The sequence below is a fragment of the Sporosarcina sp. FSL W7-1349 genome (genome assembly GCF_038003045.1).
In the GTDB taxonomy this organism is placed as follows: Bacteria; Bacillota; Bacilli; order Bacillales_A; family Planococcaceae; genus Sporosarcina.
Window position 1 is genome coordinate 1,014,908 of record NZ_JBBOOK010000001.1, and the last position, 20,198, is coordinate 1,035,105.

The following is a 20,198-nucleotide window of genomic DNA, read 5'->3' on the forward strand; positions in this document are numbered from 1 at the left end:
ATGTCCTTTACAAAGGGCACATATTAAAACAGCGAGGTCTCGCTATTTCAAATGGATTTTTTAACGATCCAAATGCATCACTTCATCAATTGTTCAATGAACTCCACCGGTACGTATGTTTTCGAAGGTTCCAGGAGTGCCGGGGCTACGTCGAAATAACGCAGCGCCTTGTTATAGCCGTATGCTTTTTCTCCGCGTGTAATTGTATAGGAAAGGGCGCCCTTGGAGAGAATTGCCCCATTTCCAGTCGATTCCACTTTGTACCCGAGTTCTTCGGCCAGAAGGCGTAGCGGCACCATTTTGGTCCCTTCCACTTCGTAAGAATCAGATGCGATGATTGTTTCGATGACAGAGTCCGTCTCCTCTTCCTTGACAGGTTCCTGATCCTTCTGATCCAAGACGACTACCTTTTCCGGCGGTGTTTGGGCAGGGATGCTCATCGTTGCAATCGTATAAAATACAAGCAAGTTTTGTCCTTTCAAATCATCGACGGTGACTTCCTTGCCCGATAGGCTGGTTAGTTCCGTCTTTTCACCGACATTCAGTTTCAATGAAAGGGTTTCATCCAGCAAGTTCTCATCAAACGTCCCGACAGCTGCCATACTTACCGCTTCCGTTTCAACAATGACGATATCCGGACTGTATTGAGGTGGGTAAATGGCCAGCATCGGTTTATCGGCATACGTATAGGCCACTACTTTATCGCCTTTTTTCAGCTCTACTTCTTTGCCTGTATTATCAAATACAGGTGTCTCCTCAGTAACCACCAGGACAGCTGGCTCGTCCCCCACTTTAATAGAATAGTAGCTCGCGTTGTCCCGTACTTCCATGTCTTCGATGGTTCCTGCAATTTTAATGAAAACCGAGTCGATCTGCGGTTGTTCCTCTATTGCAGCCGGCTCCTCGTTTGCCAATGCGGCGGTTGGAACAGCCGCGCCGCCTACCAACAAAGCGGCCATGGCGAATGGTACAAAATTTCTCCGTTTCATACAAAACATCTCCTTTTTCAGATATTCATAGAAGTAGTCGTTTCTGTAAGAGAAAGGTTACGCGAATAACCGTGTTTGTATCTCGCAGAGGCACCTTCTACTCAAATCTACACATCAAGACTGCTCTTGCCCATCTTTCGTCAATAGCATAGTTTCGTGTTTCATGATCTCGACGAAATGTTTTAAAATCTTCCCCGTCAACCCCCAAATGGTATAAGTTCCATAATCAAAAAACCATTCTTCCAAATATCGGGCTCTCCATTGATACTGCGCCCCGTTAATAATCTTATCGAACGGAAAATCGTTTGGCGGTACAGGTTCCACAATGACCCGATGCATATACGGTTCATAATGCAGCAGCCATTCGACGGGCACGGTGAAAACTTCTGCGACCTCGTCTTTGTTGTATGAATGGATAATTTGATCGTACTCGATCGCTGCCACAAACGGATAAATGACAAAAGAAGGGGTGGCCACATACGGACTTAAATGTCCTAAAATCTCTACCGTAGCAGGATCCACTCCCAATTCTTCCTGGGTCTCCCGTAAAGCCGCCGCAAGTGGAGACGGATCCGTCGCATCAATCCGGCCGCCCGGAAAACAAATATCACCCGGCTGTGTCCGCATCGTGGCAGCACGCACTTCAAAGAGGACATGCCACTCGTCCCCCACTTGGACTAGCGGAATCAACACCGCCGAACGCAAAGCCGTTTCCTCCCCGATGAACCGGGATTGATTTTGCTGCAACTGTTCTTTCAATTTAGTACGGAACATAAAAAACCCCTCGCCTTTTATGATAATTTTTCTGAAGATCCCCCCGAATCGAGCACCACTTTTACAAGCGTTCTTACGAGATACACGTTCGCCTTAATAGTCTTTTATTCCTTAATAAGATACTGATATAGCTTTCTTTCAACAGCTTGTTCCATCACAATATTCATGTGTACCACAGGTAAATCATTACCGTTTTTATCAATCATCCGGTCTTCAGCCACGCTTGTTTTATCTGGAAATCCTCTTCCTAAATAATAGAAATCTGTTCCTTCATCATCGTCTTTCTTTACAAAAATATGAAGATCGATGCCATTCTCTTCGGAATAAATTACTTTTTGGACTTCTTGCGATTGTAACGTTCGATTACTACGAGTGTACCACTTGAAGAGCTCCGGGCTTAAAAATTCATCGCCATAATCGACGCTTGCTTCCACGTCATCATGTTTATGGTACGTTACAAAGATTGGACAGGTCCCATGTTTTGGTTTATATCCATACATCGTAGAGCTTTCGTCCGCATCCCAATTCAGTAATTTACATGAATCTTTTCTTGAGTATTTTTCATACAATGTCAGCGGTTGATCACAGACGTAATTTTCCGATTTTTCCTTGGCGCTTTGTATGAGATCATCTACTAAAAAAGCAAAATGCGAGTTGTTTGCCATACTTTCACGAATCGATTTATTGAAGAAATAGCGTTTATTCTCATCCCATTCGATCAATGGCTTTTCTCCATATTTTTTTTTATTGGCTTGCGTAAAAAAGGCCAAGCTAACAATTCTTTTAACGGAGTCAATTGTTTCTTCATCGGTACGGCAACCGTTCGTAACCAACTCTTTTACATACTCTTCGTGCCGTACACTTCCTTGAATCATTAGCATCTCTATCAATATAATCTCGTGTAACCTTTTGCCATTCAGTAGCTCCATAGATAACATAGTTAAAACTTTGTTCTCGTAATCCGTTATTCCCTCTATTGTCTCCCTCATTTTCAATAAAAATTGATAGTAATTCATGTACTTTTCTGCTATAACATTCGGATCAATAGAATGATTTTTAATAAAATCTAATAAATACGGAACTCGTCCAAGTCTATTTTTCAAATCTAAATAAGCCTCGCGCATGATTCGAAGCGTAGTGAGATTCGTCGTATTGATGGAATTAAAAATCCTTTTCTTTGCAACCTCTTCAAAATTTATTGTTGAAACGCCTTTAATATAACTCGTATCAGTCGTATATCTTCTGACATTGTCTTTATTCAAAGAACGGTCTCCTGAAAGAGCAATCGGGATCAAATAGTTATTTGTGTAATTTCCTATAAAGTCGATGATCGTTACAAAATCTTTAGAATGATGTTTTCTCAAACCACGACCTAATTGTTGAATGAAGATAATGCTCGATTTTGTCTGTCGTAACATGACCACTTGATTAATACAGGGGATATCAATCCCTTCATTAAAAATGTCAACCGTGAGGATGTAATCTATCAATCCATTTTCCAATTTAGTCACACAGCGCTCTCTTTCTTCCTGGGAATCATCACCCGTCAGCGCAACTGTTCGATAGCCTTTTTTATTCAAGGCAATGGATAAATCTCTCGCTTCTCCTTTACGACTACAAAACATTAAGCCTTTCACTTGTTCCCCAGAATGCCCATAATAGTTGATCTTCTCTATAATATGCGCAACACGTTCTTCTGTAACCAGATCAGTGAAAAGCGTTGTATCGTCAATAATTTCTCCATTTAACTCCAAGTCCGTTACCCCAAAATAATGAAAAGGACAAAGCATCTCTTCCTCGAGTGCTTCTTGCAACCGTATTTCATACGCAATATTATAATGAAATAATTCATAAATGTTAAAGTCGTCAGTACGTTCCGGAGTTGCCGTCATCCCCATTAAAAACTTCGGTGTAAAGTAATTAATGACTCTTACATACGACACAGCACCCGCTTTATGTACTTCGTCTATTAATATATAGTCAAAATCAGCAGGATCAAATTGATGTAAATTTTCCGGTTTTGACAGTGTTTGAATACTAGCAAATACATACTTTTTATCTGCTTGCTTATTCGAGCCGACATACAGGCCAAAATCTTCTTCAATTCCCCCTAAAACTTTTTTAAAGTCTTCCTTTGCTTTATTCAATATTTGTTCTCTATGGACGACAAAGAGCATACGTTTTGGTTGATAAGCCCGAACGTCGAATGCGGAAAGATATGTTTTCCCTGTGCCCGTCGCTGAAATAACAAGCCCTCTCTCCTGTCCAGCGTCCCGAACAGCTTGAATTTGTTCCAAAGCGGCATGCTGCATTTTATTAGGAGTGATTTCCAATGCCTCTTGAATAGCATTTGGATTATAATTGGAAGGCATTTCAACTACTTGCTCTGCCATCTTTATATTCGCATTCTTTTCATAAACCGCTTCATAATGCTCGATCCACCCCTCTGTTAGAGCAATGGCCTCTGACCAAACATCGTGAAATTGATTGTTAAAATGAAAAACAATTTCTCCGTTTTCATGAGATGTTAATTTAACATTCCACTCATAATTCACTTTCAAAGCGTGAGCTGTTAAATTTGAACTCCCGACGATTAAGGAATAATGTGTCTTCTTCTTAAAGATATATCCTTTCGAGTGGAATCCTTTTAAATCAGTAAGGCGCACTTCCACATTATCTACTTTTAATAATTCTCGAAATATCTTTGGCTGATTAAAATACAAATAAGTAGAAGTTAAAATCTTTCCTGTAATGCCTCTTTGTTTTAAATCGAATAATAATGACTTGATTGTCGCCAGACCGCTCTCGGTAATAAAAGCTACAGAAAAGAGGAATTCCTCACATGTTTCCAATTCCTCTTGAAGCTTGTTTAATACATTATTATTTTCATACGTATTATTAATTAATAATTCAGGTTTAAAACTTCCTATATTACTATCTTCTTTATTAATAAATCCTTCATGTAAAGAAGCTTGCAAATTGCGAACGAAGTTTTCCATAGCAGTCACCACATTCTAATTTAAAATGGTACTTTCATCAATTTTTCAATTGCTGGAATATCAGCCGGTGCCCAGTTGAGGGTTGATAAATTTTCTCGAGAAACCCACAGTAACTTAGCGTGTTCTTTCGCCTCGGGTGTTCCCTCAATTACTCGTGCCATAAATGTTTCCAAGCGGACGATCACTTTTTCATACTCATGTGTCGTATCATCCACGAATTCCAATACCTCAATCATACAGCCCAGCTCTTCTTGGATTTCTCTTTGTAGAGCTCCTTGTTTAGTTTCTCCGGCTTCGATTTTCCCACCCGGAAATTCCCAATAGTTAGGCAAGGTCATTTCCGGTCCTCTCAACGCTGCTAAAATTTCTCCATTATTATTTTCTATAATAGCTCCCACTACATGTACCGTTTTCTTCATTGATTTCACCTATTTCTTTTTAGTTCATGATTCGGTCTCTTCGGATACATTATACCTCCTATTGTATCACTTCATTTTTATATTTGAACGATAAAGCGAACAACATGTCTAACGATGGCAAATGTGTTTCACTCTCCTAAATAAAAAAAGAAACGCATGCCAATCGCACATGCGCTCCCTCAAAAAGGTGAACACCACTTCAATCCACATAATAGTTCCTGAGCCCAACCTGGATATCTTTCACATCGGAATCATGGATGAAGAACAAGGATTTATGGACTTTTCCATCACTGCCGGTCATTGTAATCGTATTATTTTGGATTTTATACGTTCCTTTTTGATCCTTGCTGGAACCGCTGGCGTTTGTCGAGATGTCGCTATTTGCCGTCAAACTGCCTATGCTTATGCCTGATAGCTCGAATGTCCCGTTTTTGCGAAGGTGCAATTTGTACGTCCACGAGTTCGCGGCCGGGGTGACGCCGATTAAGCCGGAGTATCCAATATAGGTGTACTTATTGTCAAAAGTGGTCCCTTTCGGAACAGGCTCAACTTTAGTTAATGTAATCCCGTTGATCATGAGAAATCCATTTTCCGACTTCTTGATAGGTAAGGATTTCCCGTTGCTCAGTTTGAGCTGCCCCTTGCTAATCGAGTACGTCAGACATTTTTCCTGTTTGCAATTAATCGTTTCCGGACCTCCGTTCGCCGGCGGGCCGATCAATATTTTTTTATTCGGCAAGAAGGTGTAGATGTCCCAACACATGCCGCCGCATTCATATCCGCCAAAATCACTCCGGAATCCAGCGTACATTCCGTTTAATTTGTTCAGGTCCACAGGTGCCTTCGGCTTTTTTTGTATTTTGGGCTTTGGATCCTCTTTTTTCTTAGCAGCCTCTTCCTTTGCTTTTGCATCCAAATACTTTTTTACCTCTTTATCTAATTCTGCTTTATCAATATTATTCTCTTTCATAAATTTCGTTGTAAGAATCGAAACTTCCGCGACGTAAGGATCCCAGTACACAATAGCCCCTGTAGCATCCCCGACTAGGTGAAGCGGGACTTGCAATGATCCATCAATATTTTCCGCTGCAGCTTCTAGAGTGATCGTTTGATTATTTACTTTCGCCTTTTTTTCTCCGACAATTAACGTAACCGCGGTCCTCTCACCGTCTCGTAACGTAAGCAATTGTTTCTTCGGCTCCCAAATGACCTTCATCCCTAATGACTCGAATACTGCCCGTACCGGAACGAAAGTGGTGCCATTTTTAATCTTAGCCGGGACATTGGTTTCCAACTCTTCCGTATTCAAATAGATTTTAATGATAGAGTCTGATGACCTTGCAGAGGCTTTCCCTTGTTGCAAACATATTCCAATAACAAAAATGGAAGCAAGACAAACAAGCAAACGGAAAATACGACCAGTCATATTACAGCCTCCTTCCTTATTTACGACTGAATATTCAGTATATGTTTCAACTAGAGTATTTGCCAGTTACGAAAGTAATATTTCCATATTTTAGGCACATATGAGGAACTTCCAATTAAAAATGTTAGCTTCTAGAAAATAATGTTATAATAGATAGAATAGTTGAACGAATAAGAGGTGTATCAATATGTATAAATTTGTTATGCCTGAAATCATCTTTGGAAGCGGTTCCATTAATCAAGCCGGCGAAAGCTGTGCGCGTCTCGGGGCACGAAATGTGCTCATTGTGACAGATCAAGGGGTACTGGATGCGGGGTGGGTGGAGTTTATTGAACAAAGTTGCCAGGAAGCGGGACTCGCTTCGGTTCTTTTCTCAGACATCAGTATAAATCCAAAAGAGATCGAAGCGGAAAACTGTGCGCAAGTTTATCTCAAAAATGAATGCGACGCGCTCATCGGAGTCGGCGGCGGCAGTGCCATTGACATTGCAAAAGCAGCTGCGATCCTGGCAACCAATGGCGGACATATCCGTGATTATGAAGGGGTGGATCGCATTTCCAAGCCCCTTCCTCCACTTGTCATGGTCTCGACGACGGCCGGTTCAGGTTCGGAAGTGTCTCAGTTCTCCGTAATCGTCGATAGCGAACGTCATATCAAAATGACGATCGTTTCAAAGTCGTTGGTCCCGGATATCGCAATAATCGATCCCGACGTACTGGCTACAAAAAGTGCACGTCTTACTGCATCCACTGGGCTGGATGTGTTGACACACGCAATCGAATCCTTCGTCAGCATTGCCGCTACCCCGCTGACGGATGTGCATGCCAAAAATGCGATCCGGTTATCTTCCCAATTCCTGCGGCCATCCGTCGCTTCCCGCTTTAATATAGAAGCAAAAGAGAAAATGGCGATGGCCAGCCTTCACGCCGGACTTGCCTTTTCCAATGCCATCCTCGGTGCTGTCCATGCCATGTCGCATACAATCGGGGGCCGCTACCCTTTTTTGCACGGCGATATTAATGCCGTCCTGCTTCCTCACGTCATGGAATTCAATGCGCTGGCTGCACCGGAAAAGTTCAAGACGATCGCTGAATTGATGGGAGAAAACGTCAGCTCGCACTCCGTCTCAACAGCCTGTGAAAAAGCGGTAAGCCATGTAAGGAGACTTGCAATCGATATCGGCGCACCTTTAACTCTAGCTGAAATGGGGTTTGAAGAATCAGCGATCCCCGTCATCAGCGAAATCGCGTTATTGGATGCCTGTATGATCACGAATCCCCGTGATATTTCAGCGGAAGAAGTAGCGTTTCTTCTTCGGCAAGCTTTGTAGGTGTTTAAAAATGAACAGACTTGAAATGATTGATTTACTGACAGGTGTCCAGTCATCGAAACGAAATTATTATTCCGAGTTAAAAACAACAGTGGAACAATTAAAAAAGAAAAACAGCCAGCTGGAAATCATCAATGAAGTGATGCGCAGTTTTACGGTTGATTTTTCGGTAGCGCATATGTTGGAAAATTCCCTTGCCAAACTAAAGACCGTGTACTCGATTGATCGAGTCAGCGCCGCCCTGGTAGATGAACATAAGCTCGTCCTATCCTATGTCTATCCGGAACATGATATTTACTTAGAAAAAAACACGCTTTTCCCGAAGAAGGACTCGCTCTATCATAAGGTCTTTACAACAGGACAATACGCTGTTTACGACGAAAATGGAGACGATGCTATTTTTGAGAAAGAGGGCTTCCGACATCTAGGTCTAACCTCCGTACATCTTTTCCCATTGAAAAGCAGTGGAAAAACGATAGGCGTTCTATCGCTCGGCAGCCGGAAAAATTTACAGTGCGATGAAGATGACATCACTTTCTTTTTTCATTTTGCAGACCAGATCGCGGTTTGTATGGAAAATGCGCGTCTTTACGGAGAAGTGCTAGCTGGAAAACAGCAGTGGGAAGAGACTTTCCGAGCCGTCTCTGACGCAATTTTGATCATCGCTCCCGATGGCACCATTTTATCAAGAAATGATGCTGCCCGGTTGGACTGGCCATTTGATATCGGGGAAAATATTGGCCAATTCATGGAGCAAGCCGCTCGGTCCACAGAAGACCCTTTTCAAATGACCATTCAAACAAAAAAACCGCAGTCCGCCGAACTGCATTATAAAAACAAAATTTATGATTGTTCCTGCTACCCGCTTTTCGGAATTGACGGCTCCATTGATGCGGTCATTCTCTACCGGAAAGATGTGACTGAAAAACGTCTCATGGAAGCGCAGCTTATGCATTCCGGACAGCTGGCGGCCATCGGGGAAATGGCGGCAGGCGTTGCACATGAGCTGAATAACCCGCTAACCGCCATCATCGGCAACACACAACTTCTTTTAAGGACTCAATCTACGAACAAGGACATCAAACCGTTGCTCGATGACATTGATCAGTGCGGGAAAAGATGCCGGACGATTATCCGCAGCTTGCTCGCTTTTTCACGCCAGGAAATCCCTACCTTTAAACCTTGTTCGCTCAGCGATGCCGTCACAGAAGCCCTACGTTTGACGCGCAGGCAAATTGAACAGCATCATATTTCAATTGAAGTAGATCTCGATCCTGCTCTTCCTCTATTGAACGGCAACTTACAGCAGCTCGTACAAGTGGCCGTCAACTTGCTGATGAATGCAAAAGATGCGCTGACCATCGCTCCGGTAGATGAAAAGAAGATTCACATTCAAACTGAATTCCAAAACGAATCTGCCATTTTATCTATCGCAGATAATGGGATAGGCATCGCGAAGGAAGTGCTTGACGACATTTTCCATCCCTTCTTTACGACAAAAGATGCCGACAATGGAACCGGGCTCGGCTTGTCCGTCAGTTTGGGGATTGCACAAGCACATGACGGGACATTATCCGTCACAACCAATGAAGGCAGCGGCACTACATTTTCTCTGTCCATTCCATTATCTGCTGAAAGGCTGTGAAAACTTGAAGCATATTTTAATTGTTGAAGATGAAATAGAACTCGGCCGATTCTTATCCCGTCTTATTGAATTAAAAGGTTTCAAATCAACACATGTCAAAAGTGGAGATGAATTAGATAGAATTTCTGATTTTTCGTCGTTCCAACTCGCCTTCATCGATGTTCGGCTTCCTGATCGAAACGGCATTGATGTGTTGAAGATGATGAAAAGGCAAGCACCGCATTGTCCCTGTGTTGTGATGACCGGTTACAGCACAGTAAAAATTGCGGTAGACGCCATTAAACATGGGGCAACGGATTTTATTGAAAAACCATTCGAAGATATTAACGCAATCGATCAATTGATGGACCGTCTTCTATTAGATCAACCATCCAATGCGGGGGAAGAAGCGAAATATGAACGGATCGCCCAGGAATTGGGTTGCTTTTTAGGGACCAGCCGTCCCATGCATCAGCTTTATGAACTCGCCTATAAAATTGCCCCCAAACAGATTACGGTTTTAATAGAAGGCGAAACAGGCACTGGAAAAGAAGTGCTGACCAAATTCATCCATGCGGCAAGCGAGCGGTCTGCCGGTCCCCTGCTGAACATTAACTGTGGCGCCCTTTCCGAATCGCTTTTAGAAAGTGAGTTATTCGGCCATGTAAAAGGCGCTTTCACCGGGGCCTTGACAGATCGGGCCGGTTTTTTTGAAGCTGCTTCATCAGGCACTTTATTTCTTGATGAGGTAGCGGAAGCCTCCCTATCGACTCAAGTTAAATTATTGCGGGTGCTCGAAACAGGCGAGTTCATGAAGATCGGCGGCACGAAAACGGAGCGCACATCCGCCCGGATCATTGCCGCTTCACACGTCAATCTCGAGGAAGCCGTACAGCGCGGGGCTTTCAGAGAGGATCTATTATTCCGGCTCGATGTTGTGAAATTGATCATCCCTCCCCTACGGGAACGACAAGAAGACATTCCACTATTGGTCGACTTGTTCCTGAAGCGTTACGGGGAGACGATCACTTTTTCTCCAGACGCATTGGAATTATTGAGCCAATATGATTGGCCGGGAAACATGCGGGAGCTATCCAATGTAATCCGGAGAACAGCCGCCATCTCAAGCGAAGGGGCTGTCATCACACCCGATTTGCTTCCAGTTCGACTCACAGGACAAACTAAATCTTTTCCTGTTGCTCCATCAGTCGAACCCGTTCGTTTCCCCGATGAGTGGAACAAATTTTCAAAAAAAGTGATGGACATTTATAACGGGCAAGAACAACGCTCTCTGGACGACGTGCTTTCCCTTATTAAAAAGATGGAAAAACGTACAGCCGCCGCCCTCATCAAAAAATCGCTTCACGAAACAGCAGGCTGCCGGAAAGAAACCGCCCAAAAACTCGGAGTTACCCAAAGAAGAATCCGCTATTATTTGAATGAAACCTAAAAAAGAGGGCTATCCTTCCGGTTCGTCATATACCAAACCGGAGGACACCCTCTTTTTTCTGCTATTAAAAGAATCCTAGCTTATTTTCCGCATAACTGACGAGCATATTTTTCGTCTGTTGATAATGACTTAACATCATCAGATGATTCTCCCGACCGATTCCCGAAGCTTTGTAGCCCCCGAATGCGGCATGCGCCGGGTACGCGTGATAGCAATTTGTCCAAACACGTCCCGCTTGGATCCCGCGGCCGAAACGGTATGCCGTATTCATATCACGCGTCCACACACCCGAGCCTAAACCGTATAATGTATCATTGGCGATTTCCAATGCCTCTTCTTTGTTCTTGAACGTAGTCACGGATACGACGGGACCAAAAATTTCTTCTTGGAAAATTCGCATTTTATTATTTCCTTTAAAAACAGTCGGTTGGATGTAGTATCCACCTTCCAACTCACCTTCCAATTTATTTTGCGCACCGCCGATGAGGCATTCAGCCCCTTCCTGCTTCCCGATATCCAGATAGGAAAGGATTTTTTCCAGTTGCTCAGTTGAAGCCTGTGCCCCCATCATAACGGTCGGATCCAGTGGATTTCCGATTTTAATCGCCTTTACCCGTTCCAAGGCGCGCTCCATGAATCGATCGTAAATGGACTCTTGGATAAGAGCACGCGATGGACAAGTGCAAACTTCTCCTTGATTCAGCGCAAACATGACAAATCCCTCAATGGCTTTATCCAGAAACGCATCATCCTCAGCCAGCACATCCTCAAAGAAAATATTTGGCGATTTTCCGCCAAGCTCCAACGTTGCCGGAATGATATTTTGAGAAGCGTACTGCATAATTAGGCGTCCCGTCGTCGTTTCACCTGTAAAGGCAATCTTCCCGATCTGTGGATTGGATGCCAGCGGTTTTCCTGCTTCCAGCCCGAACCCGTTGACCACATTCAGCACGCCTGGCGGCAATAAATCCTCAATCAACTCCACTAGCACCATAATGGATGCCGGCGTCTGTTCCGCCGGTTTCAGCACGACACAATTCCCCGCAGCAAGCGCAGGGGCGAGTTTCCAGACAGCCATGAGCAACGGGAAATTCCACGGAATGATCTGCCCGACAACCCCGATCGGCTCATGGAAATGATACGCAACTGTATCGTCATCCAGCTGACTGACGCCGCCTTCTTGCGCTCGTATTGCAGAAGCAAAATAGCGGAAATGATCGATTGCAAGCGGCAAATCCGCATTCAATGTCTCGCGCACCGCTTTTCCGTTTTCCCATGTCTCCGCCACGGCAAGCATTTCCAGATTCTGTTCCATACGTTCTGCAATTTTTAATAGAATATTAGAACGAACTGCAACAGATGTCTTTCCCCATTTTTCTTTCGCAGCATGTGCCGCGTCCAAGGCAAGCTCAATATCTTCAGCGGTCGATCTTGCGACTTCGGTAAACTTTTTACCCGTTACCGGCGTTACGTTCTCAAAATAGAGACCATTGACAGGAGCTGTCCATTTTCCGCCGATATAGTTGTCGTATCGCTTTTTAAAATTTACTATGGCCCCTTCCGTATTCGGAAAGGCATACACTTTGTTCTCGATAGCTTGCACCATCCATGATCCCTCCTCGTCCCATCCTCTATCTATTTGGCAATTAGGCTGCTTGTATCAATCAAATGTCAATACGATTCGTCCGTTGATTTTCCCGTTCGTCATTTTATCCAAGATGTTATTCACTTCAGAAAGCGGTGCGGTTTCAATCTGGGCCTTCACCTTGCCACGCGCAGCAAAATCCAGTGCTTCTTTCATATCGATTCGTGTACCGACGATGGAACCTTTCACGGAAACTCCATTTAATACAGTGTTGAAAATCGGGATTGGCAACTCATCATTTGGCAATCCGACTACGACGAGCGTACCCCCGCGTTTGACCGAGCGATAGGCCTGTTCAAATGCACTCTTCGTCACGGCAACACTGATAGCCGCCTGCACTCCGCCGACTTGAGCTTGAATCGCATCAGCCGGATCCCCTTTCAAGCCATTCACCGTTACATCGGCCCCTAAATCTTTCGCAAGTTCAAGCTTTTCATCTGCAATGTCAACTGCCACTACATTGAATCCCATCGCTTTTGCATACTGCAACGCGACATGCCCAAGTCCACCGATTCCATAAATCGCGACCCAATCACCCGGCTTCGCTCCACAGACTTTAAGCGCCTTATAAGTCGTCACGCCTGCGCATAAAATAGGAGCCGCATCCACAGAACTGAGACCTTCCGGAATTTTTGCCACGTAGTCCGCTGCTGCCAGACAATATTCTGCGTAAGCCCCGTCAACAGAGTACCCACCATTCTCTTGGTCAAGGCAAAGCGTTTCCTCCCCGCTTAGGCAATAATCACATTCCCCGCATGCCGAATACAACCATGGAATCCCGACACGATCTCCCACTTTCACAGATGTCACGCCCGGCCCAATCGCTTCTACGACACCGACCCCTTCATGCCCCGGGATGAGCGGAAGTTTCGGTTTGACTGGCCAATCGCCATTCACTGCATGCAGATCGGTATGACATACCCCACATGCTTCCATTTTCACCAGTGCCTGACCAGGCCCTGGTGTCGGTTTAGGCAGCTCCTGAACTGCCAATTCCTGTTTGAATTCGCTTACAACTGCCGCCTTCATGACCGATTTACCTTTTTGGACATTTCCTCTTTCTACTGCTGCTTTCATGAACGACTCCTCCTTTTTTATTGTTCATTTCAACTATTGCAAAAAGTGTGCCAACTTCAAAATCCTGTTAACACCGCTTTTCTTAATTGGGAAAATCGATAAAGCGGCGAAAAGGGCCGATTTTTCGGCTGGAATTGACAGGAAAACGGCAAGGCGTAAAGGAGCGATTGATTTTCAAACGACGGCAGGCTCCTTGAATCGGCATCGGTCGGGGAGTATAATGGATAAAATAAGGTGAATCGGATGGAAAATCAATTAATCGAAATGTTGGAAAAAGTTATGGAGAAACTCTCCTCCGTTGAATCGGAAGTAAAAGGCATGAAGACGGGCATGGGGGACATCCAGTCTGACATGGATAGCATGAAATCTGAGATGAAAGGTATGAAATCCGAGATGAACAATATGCAATCTAAGATGAACACAAGATTTGACGCTATCGATCAAAGGTTGGATCGGGTTGAAGCCAAATTAACAGGGCTCGGAGAACATTTTGAGGAACTGTCAAAAAACACCTTACAAGTCAAAGATAATTTGACGAAAGAACTTCGATATATTACCCATAAAGTGAATGAGTTGGACCGGGAACTCTTTATGCGCACCACGCCGCAATAAAAGAGAACAGCCCTTTTGCAAACTAGACAGTTTAGTTCATGTCGATTTTGCAAAAGGGCTGTTGTTTCTTTCAAAGGAAAAGTTTTCACGGAATGGAATAACCGACTAGCCCCATTGCCAATTTCCTATGGCGATTTCTATAAATTGACGGAAAACGAACTGGCCGTCTATAGTCATTCTGTCGAATAAGGTACCGGACACTCAAACGGATCGAGTGCCTGGTACCTAAGTTCTCCCGCTTACCGGAACGCCTCGGCACTATTGCGATTCACCTGCAATCAGTTCCCTTTTCAATCGTTTCGTTTCCAAATCGGCCAAACGAACCGGGATGGGCAGCCGACTCTTTTCATTTAAGAGAGTTAATACGATTTCTGTCGTTGTCTGTAAATCAATATAGTTTCCACAGGAAATGAAAACAGGCTTCACATTTTTAGACGTTCGTAACACTCTACCATATACTTCGTTTTCAATAACTATATTTGTATAGGCTCCCTTTTCATCTTCCGGCATTGCAAAATCCACTTCTTTTACCCTAAAATAACTTTTTGCCACGCCAATCGTAGGCGTATCCAAGAAAAATGAAGCGTGTGTGGCGATTCCCATATGCCGTGGATGCAAATACCCGTTGCCGTCAAAGAGGAAAAGATCGGGCCGGCTCACCAGTTTCTTCGCGGCTTCGACAACGAGCGGCAACTCACGAAAGCTTAAAAAACCGGGCAAGTATGGAACCGTGATCTTCCCTGCGCTACTCGCTTTTTCAACAATTTTTTTCGTTTTATAATCCAGGACAACAATGCTGCACACTCCCCACTCAACGCCATCCTGCTCCCAATAAGCCGCATCCACCCCGGCGCAAAGAGAGATAGTTTGATCCAGCCTATTTTCCAGACAAATTCTGTCGGCATAAAATTGTTGGATCGCCTCGAACTTTTCTTCCTCTATGTGTAATGGATGAATTTCATGGATTTCCATCTTGTTCATTCCCATCTGCATTCGAAATTTCAGTTTATGTCACAACTTTTGGTTTATTCGATACTTCTCCATAAATATAAAGCCGCATAACTCAAATATGGGGTCCATTCAGGAAAACGCTCAACCATCTCTTCCTTGGTCGGCTTCCGGTCGAGGCCCCATAGTTTTTTCAACGCATTTTGCAATCCGATATCCGCCAGCGGAAACAAATTGGAACGCCCCAACCCGAACATCAGGAAATTTTGAGCCGTCCAAGGTCCAATGCCACGATGCGCTACGAGATCCCGCATGACTTCTTCATCTTCCATCTGCTCGAACTTGTTCAAATCCAACTTCCCCTCGACAATCGCCCTAGAAAGACCGATGACATATTCCGCCTTTCTTCCACTGAATTGCAGTTTCCGCAGATCTTCCACATCTAAAGCCGCGATTGTTTCAGGACTCGGATAGCGCCAAACCCCATCCTCGTTCTCTCCGTAGTTTTCCACGAATCGCATCGTCAACACATGGGAAAAAGCGAGGTTCAGCTGTTGATGAATAATATTTTTCATCAATGTTCCGTAAAGCGAGAAACTCTTGATGAGCGGTGTTCCGGCATGGTCGACGAATAGTGGTTCCAGGTCGGTATTCAAGAAATGACGAGCTATTGTGTCCAGCCGCCGATTGAAATGAAAAATGGATTTCACTTTCTCCACTTGGACATCATCCCTCACATGTTCCAACTCAAACAAAGGCACTTCCGTGGAACCTACACCACGAAGGGTGACAATATTCCCTTCCTCCATAGGAATCCGCACTTCTCGTTTTTGCAAATCAACCGCATGGACAGGATCCGCTGCCAACCGCTCCATTGCACGGTCAAAATCATACTGAAACGGCAGTGAAATCTGCATTTCACTTCCCCCTTTCTTCCCCCAATTTTTTTGATGAATACACCAAGATCACCTTTTACTTTGCAAATACAGCCGATTCGATTGATAACCGAAGAACAAAAAGAAGAGCATCGTCAGCGGGATAAAGGTCCAAGCAATCCCACGCATCAAGGCGAAGGGCGTTTCAAAGAGGAAGGAAAACCAGAAAGAAGACCCGCTCTTCTCCCATAAACCCGGAGTGAAATAGAGCTCTTTCGGATCGACAAACGCCTTCAAATCGATGACACCTGACCAATAAAATACGAGCAAAAGCGGCAGATAACTGATCGCGGTCTCGAAGCACATATTCGCATACCTCTTATATCGGGCAGCTTTTGAAAGAGTATCGGAGAAAATCTCATCCCCCGCGTCATTCCTCGTTTTTTTGAAGTACTGAATCCCGGAGTTCTTCGTGCCGGCAAGATGCTGCCAGCCACTATCCTCGAACATCGTGCAGTAATCGGTAAAATCCTCTTTTTTCTGGAATCGTCTGAAGTCGATTTTGATCGTGGATTCTTCGGGTTCCCCCTTTTGAAATTGATACCCGCAGAAGGTTCCTTGTAAATGGTTCCCCTCCTTCGCCATCTGCTCCAGCCATTTCTCCTCTTTTTCAAAGTCGATGAAAAATCGCATTCTATACATTGTCAACCCCTCCATTTCCTCGTACTTCCATAGATAATAGTCTTTCAGTCGTTTGAACAAGATGTCTCATCCGCTCGCAGTCCAGACGCAATACGTCCCGCCCCTTTTCAGTGATGACATACGTTTTTCTTCGTTTATCCGTACTTTTTACTGCTGTGATCAATTCCTGTTTGACTAAATTTTCAATTGCCCCATACATCGTACCCGCTGCAATTTTTACACGCTGATTACTAAGTTCTTCCACTTTCTGCATCATCAGATACCCATGAGCCGGCTCAAGCAACGACAATAAAATATAATACGTCGTTTCAGTCATCGGTAAATATTTCTGTAACTCCATGCCGTTCATCTCCTCAACCCAACTATACAGTACAACTATATAGTTACATTGTATACAGTCAAACTGTATATTTCAATAAAAATATTCATAATGAAGAGACCCTGTTGAAGTTTTCAAACACGCTGCATTTCAAATTTATTCCTTCCAGACAACTCAGACGTTTCATGAAAAGTAAAAAGCAAGTTTTCTAGTCATTCGGTTTACCCTTACTAAGTTATGGGAAGACAAACGTATAAAGCTAGTAAGTCATACCAAAAGGCTTGGTCCTTGATTTTTATAAGATAGAAGTGATCCTCGGATGGGCGGGAAAAAACCGAACTTGTCTAAAACATATCCAATGTGCTGTTTACTCAGCAGTTACATAACTTCCGTGTGATTTTAAATATTTCTTCTTATGTTCCGGGTACATCATGGTGAACCTTTTGCCCTTTCGAGGCTCAAAAAGATGAAGCCGTGTTATGAAAATGCTATAGGAAGGACATGCTTTTAATTACATAAACAAGGAGGAGAAAGATGACTAACAAACAACAAGGTTTATCACGCAGGGATTTTCTCAAGACGACGGGAATTGCGACCGGTGCGTTAGTCGGTGGCGGGCTAATCGGAGGGCTTGTCGGCTATAACGTAAAAACGGATAACAAAACTGGTACTGAAGAGCATCTTGCCGCAGAAGGCCAAGGCTCTCCAAAAGGACTCATGTTTTTAACGAACAAAAACGAATTTAACATTCTTTCTCAAGCGACAGAAAGAATCTTCCCCGAGGATGATCTAGGACCTGGCGCGATCGGTCTCGGTGTCGCCTATTTCATCGACAATCAATTAGCGGGAAATTACGGAAGCAATGCAAAGGAGTATATGCAAGGCCCTTTTTTCCCCGGTGCAGGAACGCAAGGGTATCAAAGCGCCTTGACGCGCGGGGAGATTTTCAGACAAGGCATAGCCAAACTGAATGAAGAGGCGCAGACCCGTTATGGCAAAGGATTTGCGGAATTGGACGGCGAACAGATGGATACCATCTTGACCGCTTTTCAAAAGAATGAAGTCGAGATGAAGGGCGTTACCTCAGAATTCTTCTTCAAACTTCTGCGACAGGCCACGCTGGAAGGGGCTTATGCCGATCCAATCTATAACGGCAATGTCAATATGGACGGATGGCGGATGAAAGGATTTCCGGGCCATCAAATGGCGTATATCAATGTCATTGAAGATGAGAAGTTTCAAGTGATTGAACCAAAATCGATTAGCAGCATGCAGCATTAAGGAGGAAACGGTCATGGCAAAAACGTTGGATAAAGTGGACGTAGTAACTGTCGGTGTTGGTTGGACAGGCGGCATTATTGCTGCGGAATGTGCGAAGGCCGGGTTGAAGGTCAGAGGACTGGAGCGAGGCAAGGATAGAAGCACGGCAGATTATTCAATGATTCACGATGAATTCAGGTATGCAATCCGTTATGACCTCATGCAGGATTTATCGAAAGAAACGGTCACGTTCCGCAATCATCGGAAAATGCGGGCGTTGCCGATGCGCCAGATGGGTTCTTTCCTGCTTGGGGAAAACTTAGGAGGATCCGGAACGCATTGGAACGGGATGACGTATCGCTTCCTGCCGTACGACTTCGAGATCAAGTCGATGACGGAACAAAAGTATGGAAAAAACAAGCTATCTCAAGACTATTTATTGACAGACTGGGGCATTACATATGATGAATTAGAGCCCTATTTTGATGCGTTCGAAAAAACAGCAGGCATCTCGGGAGAGGATACGAATCCGTTTTGGGGGAAGCGTTCAGCTGATTTCCCGACACCGCCGATGAAAAAGACGCCCATCTTAAAGAAATTCGAAACGGCGACAAAGAACTTGGGCTATCACCCTTATATGCTGCCGTCTGCCAATCTGTCCGAGGCATATGAAAACCCGGACGGCCAGTCGATTGCTGCTTGCCAATATTGCGGTTTTTGTGAACGGTTCGGATGCGAATACGGAGCCAAATCATCTCCAGAAGTCACCGTTGTACCGACAGCGAGTAAAACCGGGAACTTTGAGGCGGTCTTCCATGCGAATGTCGTCGAGATTTTAAAATCCGGAAATAAAGTGACGGGCGTTCGATATATCGATACCCAAACCGGAGAGGAGTTCATTCAACCCGCGGATGTTGTTGTTCTGACAAGCTATATGCTGAATAACGCGAAGCTGTTGATGGTTTCAAAAATCGGCGAGCAATACGATCCCGATACGGGGAGAGGCACGTTGGGGAAAAATTATTGCTATCAAATCGGACCGGGAGCGACCGGATTTTTTGACGAGCAGATGAATGTCTTCATGGGTGCGGGCGCTTTAGGCATGTCGATCGACGATTTCAATGGGGATAGCTTCGATCACTCCGATGTCGATTTCATCCACGGTGCAAGCATTTCATTACTACAGGCGGGAACGCGGCCGATCCTGTCCAACCCAGTGCCGCCGGATACTCCGGCTTGGGGATCGGAATTCAAAAAAGCGTCCATCCATAATTACACGCGGACCTTGTCGGTCTTCGGGCAAGGGGCGTCCATGCCGCATAAGGAGAATTATTTGACGCTTGACCCCGACTACCGGGATGCGTACGGGGTGCCACTCCTCCAGATGACGTACAACTTTACGGACCAAGATCGGAATTTGGCGAAGTTCATCACGGAGCGTGCAGCGGATATTATAAAAGAAATGGGAGCAAAAACGGTAGCGCCGGGTGGTCCACTGACCGATTATGATATCGTCCCCTACCAATCGACGCATAATACGGGCGGCACGACAATGGGAGCAAGCCCCGATGACAGTGTCGTCAACAATTACTTGCAGCACTGGGATGCGGACAACCTGTTTGTCGTCGGTGCCGGAAACTTCCAGCACAATAGCGGCTACAACCCGACAGCTACAGTCGGTGCTCTTTCCTATCGGGCGGCGGAAGGAATTATAAAATATAGCAAAAACGGCGGTTCACTTGTCTAATT

17 protein-coding genes are annotated in these 20,198 nt (G+C 44.6%); 6 read left to right on the forward strand and 11 right to left on the reverse strand.

All coding sequences use genetic code 11. The features are described 5' to 3' along the window. Nucleotides 1-77: 77 nt before the first annotated feature. The 5 genes from MKY41_RS05115 to MKY41_RS05135 all read right to left on the reverse strand — a co-directional run bounded on the left by MKY41_RS05115 (nt 78) and on the right by MKY41_RS05135 (nt 6,607). Nucleotides 78-989, reverse strand: coding sequence for a stalk domain-containing protein (locus MKY41_RS05115; RefSeq protein WP_340744017.1), 912 nt, complete (start codon nt 987-989; stop codon nt 78-80). 114 nt (nt 990-1,103) lie between these two features. Then, nucleotides 1,104-1,763 carry an NUDIX hydrolase gene (locus tag MKY41_RS05120; RefSeq protein ID WP_340744018.1) on the reverse strand — a complete coding sequence of 220 codons (660 nt, stop codon included), beginning with the start codon at nt 1,761-1,763 and terminating at the stop codon, nt 1,104-1,106. 104 nt (nt 1,764-1,867) lie between these two features. Further along, nucleotides 1,868-4,762 carry a DEAD/DEAH box helicase gene (locus MKY41_RS05125; RefSeq protein ID WP_340744019.1) on the reverse strand — a complete coding sequence of 965 codons (2,895 nt, stop codon included), beginning with the start codon at nt 4,760-4,762 and terminating at the stop codon, nt 1,868-1,870. Between the two features lie 20 nt (nt 4,763-4,782). After that, nucleotides 4,783-5,181 carry a (deoxy)nucleoside triphosphate pyrophosphohydrolase gene (locus MKY41_RS05130; RefSeq protein WP_340744020.1) on the reverse strand — a complete coding sequence of 133 codons (399 nt, stop codon included), beginning with the start codon at nt 5,179-5,181 and terminating at the stop codon, nt 4,783-4,785. Between the two features lie 199 nt (nt 5,182-5,380). Next, the gene (locus tag MKY41_RS05135) at nt 5,381-6,607 is read right to left on the reverse strand and encodes a copper amine oxidase N-terminal domain-containing protein (protein ID WP_340744021.1); all 1,227 of its coding nucleotides are present in this window, start codon (nt 6,605-6,607) and stop codon (nt 5,381-5,383) included. Between the two features lie 181 nt (nt 6,608-6,788). Here MKY41_RS05135 and MKY41_RS05140 point away from each other — a divergent pair, with 181 nt between their 5' ends. The 3 genes from MKY41_RS05140 to MKY41_RS05150 are packed head-to-tail and all read left to right on the forward strand — an operon-like array spanning nt 6,789 to nt 11,011. Beyond that, nucleotides 6,789-7,937, forward strand: coding sequence for an iron-containing alcohol dehydrogenase (locus MKY41_RS05140; protein ID WP_340745637.1), 1,149 nt, complete (start codon nt 6,789-6,791; stop codon nt 7,935-7,937). A 10-nt stretch (nt 7,938-7,947) separates the two neighbouring features. After that, nucleotides 7,948-9,582: a GAF domain-containing sensor histidine kinase gene (locus tag MKY41_RS05145; protein ID WP_340744022.1), complete on the forward strand. Its 1,635-nt coding sequence runs from the start codon at nt 7,948-7,950 to the stop codon at nt 9,580-9,582. Nucleotides 9,583-9,586: 4 nt separating this feature from the next. Then, nucleotides 9,587-11,011 (forward strand): sigma-54-dependent transcriptional regulator, encoded by a 1,425-nt coding sequence (locus tag MKY41_RS05150; protein ID WP_340744023.1) that lies wholly within the window; start codon nt 9,587-9,589, stop codon nt 11,009-11,011. Nucleotides 11,012-11,075: 64 nt separating this feature from the next. Here MKY41_RS05150 and adh read toward each other — a convergent pair whose 3' ends face one another. Both adh and adhP read right to left on the reverse strand, forming a co-directional pair. Next, nucleotides 11,076-12,617, reverse strand: a complete 1,542-nt coding sequence (gene adh, locus MKY41_RS05155; RefSeq protein ID WP_340744024.1) for an aldehyde dehydrogenase — start codon at nt 12,615-12,617, stop codon at nt 11,076-11,078. A gap of 54 nt (nt 12,618-12,671) precedes the next feature. After that, nucleotides 12,672-13,685, reverse strand: coding sequence for an alcohol dehydrogenase AdhP (gene adhP / locus MKY41_RS05160; protein WP_041076709.1), 1,014 nt, complete (start codon nt 13,683-13,685; stop codon nt 12,672-12,674). A 291-nt stretch (nt 13,686-13,976) separates the two neighbouring features. Here adhP and MKY41_RS05165 point away from each other — a divergent pair, with 291 nt between their 5' ends. Beyond that, a complete protein-coding gene (locus MKY41_RS05165; RefSeq protein WP_340744025.1) occupies nt 13,977-14,345 on the forward strand; it encodes a hypothetical protein in 369 nt (122 codons plus the stop codon). A gap of 258 nt (nt 14,346-14,603) precedes the next feature. Here the strand turns inward: MKY41_RS05165 and MKY41_RS05170 are convergent, their stop codons facing one another. The 4 genes from MKY41_RS05170 to MKY41_RS05185 are packed head-to-tail and all read right to left on the reverse strand — an operon-like array spanning nt 14,604 to nt 17,210. After that, a complete protein-coding gene (locus tag MKY41_RS05170; RefSeq protein WP_340744026.1) occupies nt 14,604-15,317 on the reverse strand; it encodes an endonuclease V in 714 nt (237 codons plus the stop codon). Between the two features lie 53 nt (nt 15,318-15,370). Further along, complete coding sequence (locus tag MKY41_RS05175; RefSeq protein ID WP_340744027.1) at nt 15,371-16,210, reverse strand: DNA-3-methyladenine glycosylase family protein; 840 nt, start codon at nt 16,208-16,210, stop codon at nt 15,371-15,373. A 48-nt stretch (nt 16,211-16,258) separates the two neighbouring features. Next, a complete protein-coding gene (locus tag MKY41_RS05180; protein ID WP_340744028.1) occupies nt 16,259-16,870 on the reverse strand; it encodes a DUF2812 domain-containing protein in 612 nt (203 codons plus the stop codon). After that, the gene (locus MKY41_RS05185) at nt 16,863-17,210 is read right to left on the reverse strand and encodes a PadR family transcriptional regulator (protein ID WP_340744029.1); all 348 of its coding nucleotides are present in this window, start codon (nt 17,208-17,210) and stop codon (nt 16,863-16,865) included. Before MKY41_RS05185 ends, MKY41_RS05180 begins: the two co-directional genes overlap by 8 nt. A 513-nt stretch (nt 17,211-17,723) precedes the next feature. Between MKY41_RS05185 and MKY41_RS05190 the strand changes: the two genes are divergently transcribed. Together MKY41_RS05190 and MKY41_RS05195 are read left to right on the forward strand one after the other, a co-directional pair. Then, entirely contained in the window at nt 17,724-18,470 is a 747-nt protein-coding gene (locus tag MKY41_RS05190) for a gluconate 2-dehydrogenase subunit 3 family protein (protein ID WP_340744030.1), read from the forward strand. Between the two features lie 13 nt (nt 18,471-18,483). Then, a complete protein-coding gene (locus tag MKY41_RS05195; RefSeq protein ID WP_340744031.1) occupies nt 18,484-20,196 on the forward strand; it encodes a GMC family oxidoreductase in 1,713 nt (570 codons plus the stop codon). Nucleotides 20,197-20,198 lie beyond the last annotated feature (2 nt).

Excerpts from the sequence above, each read along its gene's own strand:
- MKY41_RS05115 (WP_340744017.1), bottom strand. The coding sequence starts at position 989 with ATGAAACGGAGAAATTTTGTACCATTCGCCATGGCCGCTTTGTTGGTA.
- MKY41_RS05120 (WP_340744018.1), bottom strand. The coding sequence starts at position 1,763 with ATGTTCCGTACTAAATTGAAAGAACAGTTGCAGCAAAATCAATCCCGG.
- MKY41_RS05125 (WP_340744019.1), bottom strand. The coding sequence starts at position 4,762 with ATGGAAAACTTCGTTCGCAATTTGCAAGCTTCTTTACATGAAGGATTT.
- MKY41_RS05130 (WP_340744020.1), bottom strand. The coding sequence starts at position 5,181 with ATGAAGAAAACGGTACATGTAGTGGGAGCTATTATAGAAAATAATAAT.
- MKY41_RS05135 (WP_340744021.1), bottom strand. The coding sequence starts at position 6,607 with ATGACTGGTCGTATTTTCCGTTTGCTTGTTTGTCTTGCTTCCATTTTT.
- MKY41_RS05145 (WP_340744022.1), top strand. The coding sequence starts at position 7,948 with ATGAACAGACTTGAAATGATTGATTTACTGACAGGTGTCCAGTCATCG.
- adh (WP_340744024.1), bottom strand. The coding sequence starts at position 12,617 with ATGGTGCAAGCTATCGAGAACAAAGTGTATGCCTTTCCGAATACGGAA.
- adhP (WP_041076709.1), bottom strand. The coding sequence starts at position 13,685 with ATGAAGGCGGCAGTTGTAAGCGAATTCAAACAGGAATTGGCAGTTCAG.
- MKY41_RS05165 (WP_340744025.1), top strand. The coding sequence starts at position 13,977 with ATGGAAAATCAATTAATCGAAATGTTGGAAAAAGTTATGGAGAAACTC.
- MKY41_RS05170 (WP_340744026.1), bottom strand. The coding sequence starts at position 15,317 with ATGGAAATCCATGAAATTCATCCATTACACATAGAGGAAGAAAAGTTC.
- MKY41_RS05175 (WP_340744027.1), bottom strand. The coding sequence starts at position 16,210 with ATGCAGATTTCACTGCCGTTTCAGTATGATTTTGACCGTGCAATGGAG.
- MKY41_RS05180 (WP_340744028.1), bottom strand. The coding sequence starts at position 16,870 with ATGTATAGAATGCGATTTTTCATCGACTTTGAAAAAGAGGAGAAATGG.
- MKY41_RS05185 (WP_340744029.1), bottom strand. The coding sequence starts at position 17,210 with ATGGAGTTACAGAAATATTTACCGATGACTGAAACGACGTATTATATT.
- MKY41_RS05190 (WP_340744030.1), top strand. The coding sequence starts at position 17,724 with ATGACTAACAAACAACAAGGTTTATCACGCAGGGATTTTCTCAAGACG.
- MKY41_RS05195 (WP_340744031.1), top strand. The coding sequence starts at position 18,484 with ATGGCAAAAACGTTGGATAAAGTGGACGTAGTAACTGTCGGTGTTGGT.